General features: G+C 68.5%; 10 protein-coding genes and 1 other RNA gene. 4 read left to right on the forward strand and 7 right to left on the reverse strand.

Going from position 1 to position 17,140, the window contains the following annotated elements; genetic code table 11:
* Positions 1 to 139: 139 nt before the first annotated feature.
* The 6 genes from AC3WRR_RS26455 to trxA all read right to left on the reverse strand — a co-directional run bounded on the left by AC3WRR_RS26455 (position 140) and on the right by trxA (position 6,846).
* Positions 140 to 1,492, reverse strand: a complete 1,353-nt coding sequence (locus AC3WRR_RS26455; RefSeq protein ID WP_010814270.1) for an MATE family efflux transporter — start codon at positions 1,490 to 1,492, stop codon at positions 140 to 142.
* A 112-nt stretch (positions 1,493 to 1,604) separates the two neighbouring features.
* A complete protein-coding gene (locus AC3WRR_RS26460) occupies positions 1,605 to 3,392 on the reverse strand; it encodes an ArnT family glycosyltransferase (protein ID WP_492298571.1) in 1,788 nt (595 codons plus the stop codon).
* Between the two features lie 246 nt (positions 3,393 to 3,638).
* On the reverse strand, positions 3,639 to 3,899 hold the full coding sequence (locus AC3WRR_RS26465) for a type B 50S ribosomal protein L31 (protein WP_010814268.1): 261 nt from the start codon (positions 3,897 to 3,899) through the stop codon (positions 3,639 to 3,641).
* A 201-nt stretch (positions 3,900 to 4,100) separates the two neighbouring features.
* Positions 4,101 to 4,952 carry a M90 family metallopeptidase gene (locus tag AC3WRR_RS26470; protein WP_010814267.1) on the reverse strand — a complete coding sequence of 284 codons (852 nt, stop codon included), beginning with the start codon at positions 4,950 to 4,952 and terminating at the stop codon, positions 4,101 to 4,103.
* A 125-nt stretch (positions 4,953 to 5,077) separates the two neighbouring features.
* The gene (rho, locus tag AC3WRR_RS26475; protein WP_010814266.1) at positions 5,078 to 6,340 is read right to left on the reverse strand and encodes a transcription termination factor Rho; all 1,263 of its coding nucleotides are present in this window, start codon (positions 6,338 to 6,340) and stop codon (positions 5,078 to 5,080) included.
* Between the two features lie 179 nt (positions 6,341 to 6,519).
* Positions 6,520 to 6,846 (reverse strand): thioredoxin TrxA, encoded by a 327-nt coding sequence (trxA, locus tag AC3WRR_RS26480; protein WP_010814265.1) that lies wholly within the window; start codon positions 6,844 to 6,846, stop codon positions 6,520 to 6,522.
* Between the two features lie 443 nt (positions 6,847 to 7,289).
* On the opposite strand from trxA, the gene AC3WRR_RS26485 reads away from it, so the two are divergent.
* The 3 genes from AC3WRR_RS26485 to AC3WRR_RS26495 all read left to right on the forward strand — a co-directional run bounded on the left by AC3WRR_RS26485 (position 7,290) and on the right by AC3WRR_RS26495 (position 14,179).
* On the forward strand, positions 7,290 to 7,568 hold the full coding sequence (locus tag AC3WRR_RS26485; protein ID WP_010814264.1) for a hypothetical protein: 279 nt from the start codon (positions 7,290 to 7,292) through the stop codon (positions 7,566 to 7,568).
* 138 nt (positions 7,569 to 7,706) lie between these two features.
* Positions 7,707 to 10,574, forward strand: coding sequence for a PD-(D/E)XK nuclease family protein (locus AC3WRR_RS26490; RefSeq protein WP_439668044.1), 2,868 nt, complete (start codon positions 7,707 to 7,709; stop codon positions 10,572 to 10,574).
* Positions 10,571 to 14,179, forward strand: a complete 3,609-nt coding sequence (locus AC3WRR_RS26495; RefSeq protein ID WP_492298574.1) for a UvrD-helicase domain-containing protein — start codon at positions 10,571 to 10,573, stop codon at positions 14,177 to 14,179. The genes AC3WRR_RS26490 and AC3WRR_RS26495 overlap by 4 nt, the downstream gene beginning before the upstream one ends.
* Positions 14,180 to 14,338: 159 nt before the next feature.
* Here AC3WRR_RS26495 and ffs read toward each other — a convergent pair.
* Positions 14,339 to 14,437: signal recognition particle sRNA small type (gene ffs, locus AC3WRR_RS26500), an RNA gene on the reverse strand.
* A 167-nt stretch (positions 14,438 to 14,604) separates the two neighbouring features.
* On the opposite strand from ffs, the gene AC3WRR_RS26505 reads away from it, so the two are divergent.
* A complete protein-coding gene (locus AC3WRR_RS26505; protein ID WP_058697194.1) occupies positions 14,605 to 17,088 on the forward strand; it encodes an adenosylcobalamin-dependent ribonucleoside-diphosphate reductase in 2,484 nt (827 codons plus the stop codon).
* Positions 17,089 to 17,140 lie beyond the last annotated feature (52 nt).

The following is a 17,140-nucleotide window of genomic DNA, read 5'->3' on the forward strand; positions in this document are numbered from 1 at the left end:
TGCAAGCGCAGCCGCGGCCCGCGGCATGTGGGCGAGTCCCGTCCACTCCGCCAAATTAGAACGCCCGCGCAAGCGGGCGTTTTTCTTTTCCGGTTACTGAAGATGCGGCCGCCGCCCTTGAGAGCGGCCAGTGCCAGAGTCAGTTTTCCGGATCCTTGCTGACCCGGCTGAAATACCGCACCAGCAGCACGCCTGCAATCGCCAGGCTGATGCTGTTGGCCAGCCAGAAGCCGCTGGCGCCGCGTGTGAAGTCGGGCATGCCCTCGATCAGCCCGAAGCCCAGCACATAACCCCCGCCCAGTCCGATGCCCCACAGCGAGCCGGCATAGATCAGCGTCGGAATCAGCGCGATCTTGTACGCGCGCAGGATAAACGCCGTCATCACCTGCACCGCGTCGAAGGCCTGGTAGAACGCCACGAACAGCACCAGCGGCAGCGCTGCCGCGACCACCGCGGGATCGCTCGCGTAGGCATGCAGCACCGGCTTGCGCAGCAGCCACAGCAGGGCACCGGTCAGCACCGCCAGCGTCACCGCCATGCGGATACCTCGCCAGGCAAGGCGGCTGGCGCCGGCCAGGTCGCGCGCGCCGAGATGCTGTGCCACCAGCGTCGAGGTGGCAATCCCCAGCGACAGCGGCAGCATGTAGGCCACTGCGCCCAGGTTGGCGATGATCTGGTGCCCGGCCAGCGTGACCGTGCCCAGGCGCGTGATGAAGATCGACATCAGCGTGAACGAGGTGATCTCGATCAGGTAGGTCAGGCCCATCGGCACGCCCAGCCGCAGCAGTGCGCGCAGCGGGGCGGCAGCCGGCCAGCTCCACATACTGAAGATCCGCAGCGGGTGATAGGCGCTGCCGTAGCGCAGGATCAGCAGCCCGGCGATGCACCAGGCCCAGCTGATCAGCGTCGAGGCCAGGCCGCAGCCGGGGCCGCCCATCGCCGGCACGCCCAGGCCGCCGTGGATGAACCAGGCATTGAGCGGCACCTTCAGCGCCAGCCCGCCGATCTGCAGCACCGTCACCATGATCGGGCGCGACAGCGCATTGTTCAGCGCCGAGTAGATGCGGAATGCCAGCGCCGCCGGCAGCCCGAAGGCACCGAAATGCAGGTAGGCGGTGGCTTTCTCGACCAGTTCGGGCGGCGCCTTGGCGAAAGCGAGCAGCGGGGCCGGGAAGGCCAGCAGCAGCACGCCCGGAATCGCCAGTGCGGCGCCCAGCCATGCGGCCTGCCGGACCTCGGCGCCGATCGCCTCGATGCGGCCGGCGCCATAGAGCTGCCCGGCGATGGGCGACAGCGCCTGCAATACGCCCATCAGGCTGATATAGATGGTGACGTAGATCGAGCCGCCCAGGCCCACGGCGGCCAGGTCGGTCGCCGAGGCGCGCCCGGCCATCACGGTATCGATGACGCCAAAGGCGATAACGGCAAGCTGGCCGGCCAGCACAGGGCCGGCCAGGCTGGCGATACGGCGAAGGTCTTGGAACAGGGTCATTCAGGGCTCGGCAGGCTTGGTCAGGGCTGGATGGTCAGCCCCGCAGCCGCCTGCGGCCGGAATGGTTCGATGGCGCGACAGGCGCTGCGGTGGTGGTGACGCCGGAAAGGGCTCAGGGCTGGCGCGGCAGGCGGCGCCGCGGCAGGTCGGGGCGCGGATGGATGGCGCGCGCGGTATCGACCAGCCGGTACATGCGGAAGCGCTCGTCGCGGTCCGCGGGGCGGCGGCCTTCCCAGATCAGCCGCCACTCGAAATGCGAGATATTGCCCGGCTCGCCATAGTCGACCGCGTCATGGCGCAGCAGCACGTCGCAGCCGTCGTTGGGGCCGCCAAAGCGGATATGGCCGAAATAGGCGAACGACGCCAGCTGCGCATCGCCCATGCGGATCGGCTGGACGCACTGGTAGGCAGGCGGCAGCGCCATCGCCGCGGCCTGGGCCACGTCGCGGTAGGTCTTGCCGTAGTTGATCGAGGGCAGCCACAGCGTCATTGCCATGACCCACATCAGGGTGGTGCCGGCGGCGGAAATCACCACCGGGCGCCAGATCTGCTTGGGCGCGCGCGACAGCCGCCAGCGCACGATCAGCACCCACGCGACCGTGGCCGCCAGCGCGAACACCACCGCGGCAATGGTGAACTCATGCTGGTAGCCGGGCAGCTGGCGGAAGACGTTGCGTGCGATGCGCGGCGGCCAGCCGGTGGTCTTGGCGATCCACATGAACCAGACCGTGCCACCGAAGATGGTGAAGAACAGCAGCGCGAACCAGTCGATCGCGTTGATCACGCCGCGCGCCAGCGTGGGCAGCGCGAATGCGGCCAGCACGGCCATCGGCGGCAGCAGCAGGATGAACTGCACGTCGCCGGCACTGCGCTGCAGGAACAGCAGCACCAGCACCGGCAGCAGCAGCGCCAGCGGCGCCGCCACATGGGGGGCGCGGCGCATGCCGGTCCACGCGATCCAGGCCCAGCCCGCGATCGGCCAGACCGGCCACGTGTACAGGAACAGGTTGCGCACGTTGAAGCCGAAGGTCGCCACATTGGGCGAGCCGTAGCTGCGGCGGTCATAGCGCGACCATTCGCGGATGAAGGTCACCGCCTCGTCGCGGTCGGCCGCGCCGAAGTAGGCGGCCGCCAGCCACGCCGACACCATCAGCAGCGCCAGCGGAATGCCGATGGCGGCCAGGCGCCGCCACGGCAGCGGCTTGCACACCAGTGCGCAGACCGCGCTGCCACCCAGCAGCGCCAGCGGCAGCAGGGGCCCGCTGGCCAGCGCCAGCCCGCCCAGCGCGGCACCATAGACCAGGCTGCCCTGGATGGGCTTGTCGAGGCTGCGCACCATGCCGTACAGGGCCAGTGCGATAAAGGCGACCTGGCCGACCTGCGGCGTGGTCTCGTGCCCGCGCATGGCCAGGCCCACGCAGGCCAGGAAGATCAGCAGCGCGCCGTCAGCCAGCGTGCGGCCGTAATCGCGCGCGTTGGGCTGGCCGCCGAAGGCATAGGCAAATGGCTGGACCTCGTCGCGCCGGCCCAGCAGGTAGGTGGTGTACCAGATGCAGGCGCAGGTCGCGAAGAAGAACAGCGCCGTGGCCAGCCGCGCGGCGTCGGCCGCGCCCAGCCAGCTGCCGAAGCCGCGGATCATCAGCGCGCCGATCCAGAACACCAGCGGGCCGTCCTCGCTGTACGGGCGGCCGACGATATTCGGCATCAGCCAGTCGTGCAGGTTGCCGGTGGCCAGCTGCCACATCACGCCAAAGCCGGCGGCGTCCTCGTTCTTCCACGGGTCGCGGCCGAACAGGCCGACCAGGCCATAGATGATGCAGATCGCCAGCAGCAGCGCGCGCGGCAGGGCGCCGGTCGCGGCAGCGGTCAACTGGACGGGGGAGGTATTGGCTTGACGCATCGATGCTCAGGTCGGGCCGTGGCGCAATGGCGCGAAGGCCACAGTATCGCGCATGCGGCGGCCGCGCGGGCCGTGGCATGGCGTGGAAGCCTCACGGGGTGTGGGGTAAATCCAATGAATGCGGCGGTACCGGTCGTGGTCCGGCACAAAAGCAAAGAGGCAGCCGATGCTGCCTCTTTGCTGTTTCGCACAGGCCCCGGAGCATCTGTCCGCAGGCCTTGCGAAGCGGGGTTCGCTGAAAGCGATTTACTTCGCAGCCTTGCCCAGCTTGTTGCCGAACTTCTGGCGGAACTTTTCCACGCGGCCGGCCGTGTCCATGATCTTCTGGGTGCCGGTGTAGAACGGGTGCGATTCCGACGAGACTTCGATCTTGGCCAGCGGGTATTCCTTGCCGTCCTTCACGATCTTGTCCTTGGTCTGGATGGTCGAGCGGGTGATGAAGCTGAAGTCGCTGGACATGTCCTGGAACACGACTTCGCGGTAATTCGGGTGAATGCCTTCTTTCATGATGAGTCCTTTCTGGTTGGGTAGCCAGTCCGTTGCAATCCGCTGTTCTCCGCCGAGGGCGAGAGCGTGCATGGCGCGGCGACGAACGAACCACTTGCCGGTAACGGGCAAACCGGGATTATGGCAGAAAAACAAATACTTGGGGAAGAGGCTGCGCCACGCGAGGCACAGAAAGTGTTGTGCATGAATATGGCAAAAGCATCACATGGAGGCCGGGTCCTGGCGATAGAAGGCGGCCAGCGACTGGTATACAACCGGCCAGTGCCGCGCCAGCCCGGTCGGCTCGACAAAAAATGCCTCTGACGTCACGGCAAAGAACTCGCTCGGCGCCTCGGTCCCATATGGGTCGATGATGCGCAGCGCCGGCGGCAGCCGCTCCGGGTGCTCCCAGTCGGCCTCGTCGCGTGCCTCCCAGGACTCGGCAAAGCGGTCGTACTCGGTCAGGAAGGTCTCGGCCCAGGCTTCCGCGTCGATGTCCGGGTGCAGCACGCGCGAGAAGGGCGGCACGCCGTCGGGCTCGCCGTCGAGCATGTCCAGCTTGTGGGCGAACTCGTGGATGACCACGTTGTAGGTATCGGCCGGCAGTTCGTGGTCGCTGTCGATGCCGGCCCCGGGGGTGTGCACGTCGGGCCAGGACAGGATCACCGGCCCGTGCTCCCAGGCCTCGCCGCTGGCTTCCTCGACCACGCCGTGCACCAGGCCGATCTCGTCCTGCACGGTCCGGCGGATGATGAACTCGCCCGGGTAGAGCACGATGCCGTGCCAGCCCCGGTACCAAGGCAGCCCCAGCTTCAGGATCGGCACGCAGGCCTGCACGGCAACGCTGGCCACCATGTCGTCGGCCAGCGGCAGGTCGTGCGCGGTGGAGTATTCCTTGTCGGCGATGAACAGCGTGGCCAGTTCGCGCAGCGCCGCCAGGTCTTCGCTGCCGTAGCGCTGCACGAACGGCAGCGTGGCGACCGTGCGCGCCCACAGCGCATCGGGGATGGCGTAGTGTTCCAGCTTGCGGGCCCGCGAGCGGGTGCGCAGGAATGAGGTCAGTTTGCCGAGCATGGGCGTAGCGCGGTGCGCTGTGAAATGGTCCGGCAACAAAAAAGGTCGGGCAACAAAAAAGGCGTGCCGTGGCACGCCTTCCTGTCCGCCTTGCGGCGATGCTGCGTTGACGCTGCAGCGAGGGCTCAGCCGCCTCTGCGCATCATATCGAAAAACTCGGCGTTGTTCTTCGTGGCCTTCATCTTGTCCATGATGAATTCCATCGCCTGCACTTCATCCATGTCGGAGATGAACTTGCGCAGGATCCAGATCTTCTGCAGGATTTCCGGCTTGATCAGCAGCTCTTCGCGGCGCGTGCCCGACTTGTTCAGGTTGATCGACGGGTAGACGCGCTTCTCGGCCAGGCGGCGTTCCAGGTGCACTTCCATATTGCCGGTGCCCTTGAACTCTTCATAGATCACGTCGTCCATGCGGCTGCCGGTTTCGATCAGCGCGGTGGCGATGATGGTCAGCGAACCGCCTTCTTCCAGGTTGCGCGCGGCACCGAAGAAGCGCTTCGGGCGCTGCAGCGCGTTGGCGTCCACACCACCGGTCAGCACTTTGCCCGAGGCCGGCACCACGGTGTTGTAGGCACGCGCCAGACGGGTGATCGAGTCCAGCAGGATCACGACGTCGCGCTTCAGTTCGACCAGGCGCTTGGCCTTCTCGATCACCATTTCGGCAACCTGAACGTGGCGGATGGCCGGTTCGTCGAAGGTCGACGCAACCACTTCGCCGCGCACCGAACGCATCATCTCGGTCACTTCTTCCGGGCGCTCGTCGATCAGCAGCACGAACAGGTCCGCTTCCGGATGGTTGTTGGCAATCGCGTGGGCGATGTGCTGCAGCATCACGGTCTTGCCGGACTTGGGCGACGCCACCAGCAGCGCACGCTGGCCGCGGCCGATCGGCGCGATCATGTCGATGATGCGGCCGGTGATGTTCTCTTCAGCCTTGATATCGCGTTCGAGCGTGAGCGGCCGGTTCGGGTGCAGCGGCGTCAGGTTCTCGAACATGATGCGGTTCTTGACCGCTTCGGGCGGCTGCCCGTTGACCTTGTCCACCTTGACCAGTGCAAAGTAGCGTTCGCCGTCCTTGGGCGTACGCACTTCACCCTCGATCGAATCGCCGGTGTGCAGGTTGAAGCGGCGGATCTGGGACGGACTGATGTAGATGTCATCCGTGCTGGCCAGATACGAGGTTTCGGGCGAGCGCAGGAAGCCGAAGCCGTCGGGCAGCACCTCCAGCGTGCCGTCTCCAAAGATGGTTTCGCCCATCTTGGCGCGCTTCTTCAGGATCGCAAACATCAGTTCCTGTTTGCGCATCCGTTGTGCGTTGTCGATCTCGAGCGTAGCCGCCATTTCGAGAAGCGCAGACACGTGAAGCGATTTGAGTTCTGTCAGGTGCATAGACGAGGGGTACAGATGGGCCCGGACGGGCGAGACCTAAAGGGAAGGGGGGAAATGAGCGAACGCTCGGGGAGTTGTTGGTGGCATCTTAGCACAATCCGACCGGGCCGCCAGGATGTGGCGCACGCACGTCGGATCGTGACAAAACCGGGACCGTGGGTCAGGTCCCGGCGCGCAGCTTACAGGTTGCCGTCGAGGAAGGCGGTCAGTTGCGACTTGGACAGCGCGCCGACCTTCTGGGCCGCGACCGCGCCGTTCTTGAACAGGATCAGCGTCGGGATGCCGCGGATGCCGAACTTGGCCGGCACCTGCTGGTTTTCATCGACATTGATCTTGGCGATCTGCAGCTTGTCGCCATAGTCCTTGGCGACTTCGTCCAGGATCGGCGCGATCATCTTGCAGGGGCCGCACCATTCCGCCCAGAAGTCGAGCAGGACGGGTTTGTCGGACTGGAGGACGTCAGCATCGAAGGAGGCGTCGCTCACATACTTGATTTGTTCGCTCATGGCGGAAAACCTCTGGTTTCGCTCTGTTTATGTTGAAGGCTGGAGACTTCGGAGGGCCGAACCGTTACCTTACACGAGATTGCGCGGACCCGTCGGGCTGCCTCCGCAGCCCGCAAACAGGCCGTGGGGGCCGCTGCCGCGCCCGGTGCTGCCGATATGTTACCAGTTTGCCGATTTTCAAGACCGGCCTGGCAAACACTCGAAAGCGCGCCGGCACGGAAATGATTCTGCTGCAATCGGAGGATTCATTGAAATGCTTATTTTCTATGGCGCCGAGAGATTCGGGTAATCGCTTGCGGCGTGCGGGAGGGTGTGTCATAGAATGCACTTGTGCGCGCCGCGCGGTGCCGATTGAGTGTGGCGTGCGCGTAGAATAGAAAGCGGTCCGCAGGCGGCGCCAGCGGACCAATCTTGCATCCTGCGCCACTGACTAGGTCATCGACATGAACACCGATCCCCGCAAGCCTTCGCAGCCCGAGCCCGAGCCCGGCCAGGCGCCGGACGTGGACCACCTGAGCGATGCGCTGGACCATATCAGCAGCGCCGTGGAGACCAACAGCATCGCCAGCGGTGCCGCACGCGGCCTGGTCTACAGCATCATCGAGACCCTCGGTACCCTGGTGGGCGACCCGGACCTGCCCGAGCATGCGCGCTCCGGCTATGAGGGCCTGCTCGAGACCGCGCGCGAAATCCGCGCCCGGCTGGAAGGCGGTTCGGACTGAGCCGGTTCCGCCTGCCCTGCATCACACTTGCCGCCAGCCGCCCAGGCCGGCGGCGCCCGTATTGTTTCCGTTGCATCCTGACGCTTTCGCCGACCGACGCAGTTCGCGCAGCCATTCCGGGCTGCGCCCCACGCGCCCATGACGTCGCTACGTTTCCGCCCTGGCCCTGATTTCCTCGACCAGGCGGCCACGGCTGCCTGGTATTTCCTCGACCGCTGCGGCGCGCCGGAGGCGGGCGCGCACGTGGTCGTGCCCACCGCGGCGCAGATCCCGGGCGTGCGCCAGGCACTGGACGCCGCCGCGCGCGCGTCGGGCAGCCCGCGGCTGCTGCCGCGCGTGCTGACGCTGGGCCACTGGCTGCTCGACCTGCCGCCCGAGGGCGCCCCGGTGCGCAGCCCGGCCGCACGCCTGCTGGCCGTGCAGCAGGCGGTGCGCGGGCAGGATTGGCTGCGCCGCGCCTTCGGCGCCCAGAACGAGACCGCCGCATGGGGCCTGTCGCAGACGCTGCTGTCGATCTGCGACGAGCTTAACGCGCGCTGGCTCGAAGACGCCGCCATCCGCGACGATGACGAGATCGACGGCGACGATCGCGCCGGCCTGCTGCAGGGCGCGCTGGAACGGACCTATTCGCATCTGTCCGAGCGCTTCCTCGGCGAAGAGGCGCGCATCGTGCTGGCATTCTGGCAGGCGCTGTCCGGCCCGGACGATCCGCTGCCGGCGCGGCGCCGCGCCTTGCGCGAGCTGTCGCAGCAGCTGCGCGGCCCGGTGATCTGGATTGCCCCGACCCCGCCCACGCCGCTTGAAGCCGCGTTCCTGCGCGATGCCGCCGAGTTGGTGCCGGTGCTGCAGGTCGGCTATGACTGGACCGGGCAGGGCGAGAGCGATGCCGACTGGTACCAGACCCTGCTGGCGCTATGGCCGGAAGCAAGGATCGTCGATGATGCCGAAGCCGTCGCCCCCGCGCCGGCCATGCCTGCGCTGCCGCCGCAGCGTCCGTCGATCCGCGTGGTCGGCAGCGCGCGCTTCGAGGATGAAGCCGCCGCGGCAGCCGCGCAGCTGGTGCAGTGGCTCAATGAAGGCCGCCGCCAGGTGGCGCTGGTCGCGCACGACCGCGTGGTGGCGCGGCGCGCCCGTGCCCTGCTGGCGCGCGCCGGCGCACCGGTGCGCGACGAGACCGGCTGGAAGCTTTCCACCACGCGCGCGGCCGCCGCGCTGATGCGCTGGTTCGACCTGTTGGTGCGCGACGGCGACACCGCTGCGCTGCTGGACCTGCTCAAGAGCCCGTTCTGCCTGCCGGAGGTTGCCGGGCGCGGCGCGGCCATCGCGCTGCTGGAGCGCCAGGTGCGGCGCGAGGGCATCACCGGCGGCTGGGCGCGCCTGCGCCAGCTGTTCGGCCACGCACCGACCGCGGCGCAACAAGCTGCCACGGAAGACGAGGATGCCGCCGAAGCGCCGCGCCACGCCGCGCACGCGCTCATCGCCGTGCTCGCCGACGAGGCGGCGCGCTGGCCGCGCGGCCTCGCGCAGCATCCGCTGGCAACCTGGCTGGAACGGCTCGACGGCATGCTCGACGGCCTCGGCATGCGCGCAGCGCTGGCCGCGGACGATGCCGGCAGCCAGCTGCTCGATGCGCTGGCGCGGCTGCAGGAGTTGCCGCTGGACGAGACCGGCGGCCATGCCACGCTGTCGCAGGGCGAGTTCCGCGCGATGCTGTCGGCGCTGCTGGAATCGGTCGCCTACAAGGAGCCCTCGGCCAGCGGCCCGGCGCGCATCACCATCCTGCCGCTGAACGGCGCGCGCATGCGCCGCTTCGAGGGCGTGGTGATCGTCGGCTGCGATGACGCGCAACTGCCGTCCAGCGCCGCCGAGCTGATGTTCTTCTCCAACCAGATGCGGCGCGAGCTGGACCTGGAAGACCGCGAGGCCCGCTTTGCGCAACAGGCGCGCGACCTGGCCGAGGTGCTGCTGAACAACGACGACGTGGTGCTGACCTGGCAACGCTACGGCAGCCGCGGCGAGCCGCATCATGTGTCGGGCTGGATCGAGCGCCTGGCGGCGTGCTGCGCGCGCGCGGGCGTCAGCATCGAAGCTTCCGCCGCAGCACAGGCGCACGAGACCTTTGCCGATCCGCAGGGCATGCCGGCGCCGGCGGCGGAGCCCGCGCTGGTGCCGGTGCGCTGGAGCGCGCAGGCCTACAACATGCTGCGCCGCTGCCCCTACCAGTTCTTCGCCGGCCGCATGCTGGGCCTGGCCGGGTTGGAGACAGTCAGCGACGAGCTGGAGAAACGCGAGATCGGCGAACACCTGCACCACGTGCTGCTGCGCTACCACAAGGACCTGCAGGCGCGCCGCGAGCGTGGCGAGACGCTGGCGGAAGACCGGCGCCTGGCCCGCCTGGCCGAGATTTCCGAAGCCGTGTTCGGTGCGCTGATGGCCGAGGACGGCAATGCCATTGCCTACTACCGGCGCTGGCGCGAGGTGATGCCGTCGTATGTCGCCTGGCAATCCGCGCGCGAGGCCGAGGGCTGGTTCTGGCGCGGCGGCGAGCTCGACGCCGGCATCGACCTGCCGATGCCCGACGGCCAGCCGCTGCGCCTGACCGGGCGCATCGACCGGCTTGACCAGGGCCCGGGCGGGGCGCATGCCGTGCTCGACTACAAGACGCAGAGCGCCACCCGCCTCAAGCGCAAGCTGGCCGAGGTCGGGGAAGACTGCCAGCTGCCGTTCTACGGCCTGCTGCGCGCCGATGCGGCAGCGGGCAGCTGGGTATCGCTCGAAGGCGCGCGCGAGGGCGCAGCGGCGGCGCAGCGCGAAGTCGGCCTGCCCGATTTTGAAGCCGCCGTCATCTGGCTGGAACGGCAGATGCGCGACGACGTCATGCGCCTGCGCCAGGGTGCCAGGCTGCCGGCCTTCGGCGATGCCTCCGCCTGCCTGTATTGCACCGCCCGCGGCCTGTGCCGCAAGGGCTTCTGGGAATCCACCGCCGTGCCGGCGCTGACATCATGACGCCCCACGATCCGCACCACGTCCAGCCTTACCAGCGCGACGGCGAGCCCGTTTCCGAGGCCGAGTTCACGCGCGCCGCCTGCGATCCCGCGCGCTCGGTGGTGGTAGAGGCCTGTGCCGGCAGCGGCAAGACCTGGCTGCTGGTGGCGCGGCTGGTGCGCCTGCTGCTGGCCGGCGCCGCGCCGCACGAGATCCTGGCCATCACCTTCACGCGCAAGGCCGCCGAAGAAATGCGCGACCGCCTGCTGGAGGTGCTGGCACAGATGTCGCGCGACAGCGATGAAGACGTGGTCGCAGCGCTGGTGCAGCGCGGCCTGACGCATGACGCCGCGCGCGAGGCGCTGCCGCGTGCGCGGCGCCTGCATGCGCAGGTGCTGGCCGCGCCCGGGCGCATGGCCATCGATACCTTCCACGGCTGGTTCGGCACGCTGCTGCGTGGCGCGCCGCTGGCCTCGGGCATCGTGCCGGGCGCGGCGCTGCGCGAAGATGCGCTGCGCATGAAACGCGAAGCCTGGGCCCCGGTCTGGCGCGCGCTGGCCACGGAGCAATACACCGACTTGCGCGCCGCGTGGGAAACGCTGGTCGATGCCGTGGGCGACTTCCAGGCACGCGCGCTGCTGGACGCGATGTTCCATGCCCGCAGCGAATGGTGGGCGATGCAGGAGGGCGGCGACCCGCTGCAGGCGCTGTCCGACTGCCTGGGCGAAGACGCCCGGGGCGACGTGCTGCTGCAGGCGCTGTCCGACGAAGGCTGGCGCGATGCCTGCGAGTCGCTGGCGCTGCGCCTGGGCGCGGCCGGCAAGACCGAGCAGACCCACGCCGCCCGCATCACCGATGCGCTGATGGCGATCACCGCGTGGCGCGAAGCGGGCGCGGCGCCCGGCAAGCCCGCCGAACGGGCGTTCGCGCAGTTGCGCGCCGCGTTCTTCACCACCACCGGCGGCCCGCGTTCGCTGCGGCGCACCGCGGCGCTGGTCAAGGCCGCCGGCGGCGAAGGCATGGTCGATGCGTTGCTGGACGAGCATGCCTCGATCTGCGCCATGCTTGACGACATCAGCGCGCGTTGTTGCGAAGCCGCGGTGCTGGCGATCAACCGCGCGCTGTTCTGTATCGGCGATGCCTTGCTGACGCGCTACCAGCGGCACAAGGACGAGCAGCGCGCGATGGACTTCGCCGACCTGGAATGGCAGGCCGCGCGCCTGATGTCGGACGAAGAGACCGCCACGTACCTGCAGGTGCGGCTGGACGCGCGTTACCGCCATCTGCTGCTCGACGAGTTCCAGGACACCAACCCGCTGCAGTGGCGCATCCTGCAGGGCTGGCTGGCCGGCTATGCGGGCCTGGGCGAGCGGCCGACGGTGTTCCTGGTGGGCGATCCCAAGCAGTCGATCTACCGCTTCCGGCGCGCCGATGCACGGCTGTTCGGCGCGGCCGGCGAGATGCTGCGCGATACGTTCGGCGCCACCGTGCTGCGCACCAACCGCACCCGGCGCAACCGTGCCGAAGTGCTGGACTGGGTCAACGCCGTGTTCGACACCGCACGCGCCGAGGGCCGCTATCCGCTGTACGCGACCCAGACCACGGCACTGGCCGGAGGCAACGGGCCGGTCTGGCTGCTGCCGCTGGTGGAGCCCGAGGACAAGGCCGAAGACGCCGTTGACGATGGTGCAGAGGACAAGTCCGCCGAAGCCGCCTCCGCCCATCGCGACACGCTGCTGCAGCCACGCCGGCAGGCCGGCGATTCGCTGCGGCTGGAAGAGGGCCGGCGCGTGGCCGCGTGGCTGCGCCTGGTGCGCGACACCGTGCCGGTCCATGAGGGCGGCGAACAGCGCCCCGCGCGCTGGAGCGACATGCATCTGCTGGTGCGCCGCAAGACCCATCTGGCTGACTATGAGCGCGCGCTGCGCGAGGCCGGCATCCCGTGCCTGAGCCCGCGCCGCGGCGGCCTGCTGGCCACGCTCGAGGCGCTGGACCTGTCGGCGTTGCTGGCGTTCCTGATGACGCCGGAATCGGACCTGGATCTCGCGCACGTGCTGAAGAGCCCGCTGGTGGGAGCGACAGACGACGACCTGCTGGCGCTGGCCCGGATCGAAGGCGAGGGCGGCTGGTGGGCACGCATCGAGTCAGGCGGCCTGCCCGAACACGTATCCGATGCGCTGCGCGAAGGCGTGCAGCGCTTGCGCCAGTGGTTGCGCGTCGCGCCGCACCGGCCGGTGCATGACCTGATTGACCAGATCTTCCACGGCGGCGAAGTGCGGCGCCGTTATGCCGAGGCCGCGCCGCCGGATATCCGCGAACAGGTGCTGGCCAACCTCGACGCCTTCCTGAAGCTGTCGCTTGACCTCGACGGCGGGCGCTATCCGAGCCTGCCGAAATTTATCGACGAGCTGCAGGAAATCCGCCGCGGCGACGAGGGCGAAAGCCCCGATGAAGGCGGCATGGGCGAGAGCGCCGAAGACGTGGAGCCGGCCGAGGACGATCCGGCGTTTGCCGGCCTCGACGCGGTCCATATCCTGACCGTGCATGCGGCCAAGGGCCTGGAGGCGCCGTTCGTGGTGCTGCTCGATGCCAACCACAGTGAGCCGGCCGCGGACCGGGGCGGCATCCTGGTCGACTGGCCGCCGTCGTCGCCGGTGCCTCGGCATTTCTCGGCCTACGGCAAGCGCAGCGAGCGCGGGCTGGCGCGGGCGCCGTTGTTCGAGGCGGAGGCGGCGCTGGGCGAGCGCGAGAACTGGAACCTGCTGTACGTGGCCATGACGCGCGCGCAGCAGGGCCTGCTGGTCAGCGGGGTCAAGGGCCGTGCCAGCCGCAGCGGTTCGGGCGAGGGCAATGCCGAGATCGCCGGCAGTTGGTATGTGCGGCTGCAGGCCGCAGGCGTCGGCGAGATGGTGCCGGCCTATCCGGGCGAGCTGGCCGATGCGCAGGACCAGGCTCCGATGCCCGCGCGCCTGAGCGAGCCGGTGCGCTTTACCGACTTCCGGCTGCGCTATCGCGATGCGGCGGATGCGCGGCAGGGGATCGGGTTTGAAGAAGAGGGCGAGGCCGAAGCCGAAGACGAGTCCGACGGCATCGTCTTCAACGCTGCGGCCGCCCGCCACGGCGAGCTGGTGCATGCCTTGCTGGAACGCCTGACGCGCTATCCCGAAGCCTTTGCCGGCGTGCCGGGGATCGACACCGTATTGCGCTGGTTCCCGCTGACGGGCGCGCACACCGGGGCGGCACGGCAGGCGTGGCGGCAACAGGTGGCGCAAGCGCTGGAGGCGGTGGCTGCGATGCTGCGCGCGCCGGCACTGGCGCCGTTGCTGGGGGCGGGGGACGCCCGCAGCGCGCGCAATGAAGTCGAACTCTATGACGCGCGCGGCAGGCTGCTGCGTATCGACCGGCTGGTGGAGTTCGACGACCGCGTGGTGATCGTCGACTACAAGCTGCGGCTCCTGCCGCAGGAGCATGAAGCCTACCGCGCGCAGCTGGGCCGCTATGCGGCCGCGCTTGCGCCGATGTTCCCGGGCAAGCGTATCGAGGCCGGCGTGGCCACCGCGGACGGCGAATGGATTCCCGCCGAGCGTCTGGCGCCGCCGATGCCGCAGCAGGGCTCGCTGTTCTGACGGCTGGCGTGGCACCCGGACAGGGTGCCAGAATCGGCGCAAAATGGGATATGCGGCGCGCGCGCTCGTGGCCCGGCTGTACTAAAGTGACAGGGACTGCGCTGCAAACGACTCGTGCGTGCGGAGATAGCGGGAGGGGTACGGCAGGAGGGGTGTGAGGTGGACGAGCCTGGCCCTCGGCACTGGCGGAAAACGGCTGTGGCTGCTTCGTTCCCGACCTGACCAGGTTGACCGCGCCACCATGCGAGGAGGCCCGTCCGAGCGGCATTGTACCCCAGACCGCGATACCGCGGAGAAATTGCGTTGAATGCCCTTTGCAGTGGTGGGTCATTGCCCGCGGCAAATGCGTCGGCTTGATCTGGCGCAGGTAACGCGGGCCGCGGCGGCCCGACCATTCACCGACCCAGACCGTGGTGAGCCAATACATGAACGCAAACGACCAGATCATTCGCGGCGCCCTGGCGCCGCAGGAAATCTCCACCGAAGTCCTGATCGAGAAATACGCCAAGGGCGAAGAGCGCAGCATTGCCGATGTCAGGCAACGCGTGGCGCGCGCGCTGGCCCAGGCCGAACCCGAGGACCAGCGCGAGGCCTGGAGCGCGCGCTTCCTGTGGGCGCAGGAAAACGGCTTCGTGCCGGCCGGACGCATCAACTCGGCGGCGGGCACCGGCATCCAGGCCACGCTGATCAACTGTTTCGTGCAGCCGGTGGGCGATTCGGTGTCGGAGCCGCGCGAAGGCCGCCCCAGCATCTACACGGCGGTGGCGCAGGCCGCCGAAACCATGCGCCGCGGCGGCGGCGTGGGCTATGACTTCTCGGCGATCCGACCGGCCGGCGCGCTGGTGCGGGCCACGCATTCGCGCGCCTCGGGGCCGGTGTCGTTCATGAAGGTGTTCGACGCATCGTGCGCCACCGTGGAATCCGCCGGCGCGCGCCGCGGCGCGCAGATGGGCGTGCTGCGCTGCGACCATCCGGATATCGAGAGCTTTATCCACGCCAAGGACAAGGGCGACCTCAGCAACTTCAATATCTCCATCGGCGTCACTGACGCCTTCATGCAGGCCGTGCAGGCCGACGGCGAGGTCGAACTGGTGCATGAGGCCGAGCCGGGTGCCGACATGATCGCCGCGGGCGCCTATCGCCGCGACGACGGCCAGTGGGTGTACCGGCGCGTGCCGGCCCGCAACCTGTGGGACCAGGTCATGCAGGCCACCTACGACCATGCCGAGCCGGGCATCCTGTTCCTGTCGCAGATCAACGCCGACAACAACCTTTATTACTGCGAGCGCATCGAGGCCACCAACCCATGCGCCGAGCAGCCGCTGCCGTCCTATGGCTGCTGCTGCCTGGGCTCGATCAACCTGACGCGCTTCGTGCGCCAGCCGTTCTCGCCGCAGGCCGAATTCGATTTCGATGCCTTTGCCGAAGTGGTGCGCGTGGCCACGCGCATGCTCGACAACGTGCTCGACGTGACCTTCTGGCCGTTGCCCGAACAACAGGCCGAGGCCCACGCCAAGCGCCGCGTCGGGCTGGGCTTCCTGGGGCTGGGCAGCGCGCTGGTGATGCTGGGCCTGCGCTATGACACCGAGCCGGCGCGGCAACTGGCGGCGCGGATCTCGGAACGCATGCGCGACGATGCCTACCTGGCGTCGACCGAACTGGCGGTGGAGAAGGGCGCCTTCCCCCTGCTCGATGCCAATGCCTACCTGCAGAGCGGATTTGCCGGGCGGCTGCCCGAACGCTTGCGCGATGCCATTGCGCGCAACGGGCTGCGCAATTCGCACCTGCTGTCGATCGCACCCACCGGCACCATCACGCTGGCCTTTGCCGACAATGCGTCCAATGGCATCGAGCCCGCCTTCTCGTGGACCTATAACCGCAAGAAGCGGATGCCGGACAACAGCTACCGCAGCTTCGAGGTGGCGGATCATGCCTGGCGGCTTTACCGTCACATGGGGGCCGACATGGCACAGTTGCCGGATGCCTTCGTCACCGCGCTGCAGATGTCGGCGCTGGACCATATGCGGATGCTGGAAGCGGTGCAGCCGTATATCGACACCAGCATCAGCAAGACCGTCAACGTGCCGGAGGATTATCCGTACGAAGCCTTCCGCAACTTGTACCTGGAGGCGTGGAAGGCCGGCCTGAAGGGGCTGGCGACCTATCGCCCCAATTCGGTGCTGGGGGCCGTGCTGTCAGTAGAGGCGCCGGCGGTGGCTCCCGCTGCCGTGGCCGACGATAATCCGTTGGTTCGCCCCTTCGGCAGCCGGCCGGTGGGCGACCTGGAGGGGGTGACGTCCAAGGTCGAATACCTGACCTACGAGGGCCACAAGACCGTCTACCTGACCGTCAACTTCATGCGCGTCGCCGGCGTTGCCGACGGCAAGCCGGTGGAGATCGAGCGCCCGGTGGAGTTCTTCATGCCGGCGGGGCAGCGCAGCGAGGGCCAGCAGTGGATCACCTCGACCATGCGGCTGTTGTCGATGGTGGCGCGCTCTGGCGGCTCGGTGGCCAAGGCATTGGCGGATATGCGCAACGTGGTGTGGGACAAGGGCACGGTGCGCTACGGTACGCTGCTGCGCCAGGACGGTACCGAGGTGCCGCGCTTCCATGACTCCGAAGTGGCCGCGCTCAGCTACGCGCTGCAGCGCATCCTGATCAAGCGCGGCTTCCTGGATGCCGAGGGCGGCCAGGTGCCGGTAGCCGCGCTGGCGGCCAGGCTGGCCCAGCGCGAAGGCGGGGGGCAGGCGCCGGATGCCGGGGCGGATCTCGCCAGCCCGGTCCGAGCCCCCGGCACCCCCGGTGTCGGCACCGGCAAGCCGTGTCCGGAGTGTGGCGCGCACGCCCTGCACAAGGTCGACGGATGCGCCAAATGCGCTAATTGCGGCTACGTGGGCGAGTGCGGCTGAGCCACGCCGCGGGCTGGTTGCGGCCACCGGAGCCAGCCCGCGCGGCGCGTGG

The organism is Cupriavidus sp. FW305-3-2-15-C-LB2, from assembly GCF_058787575.1.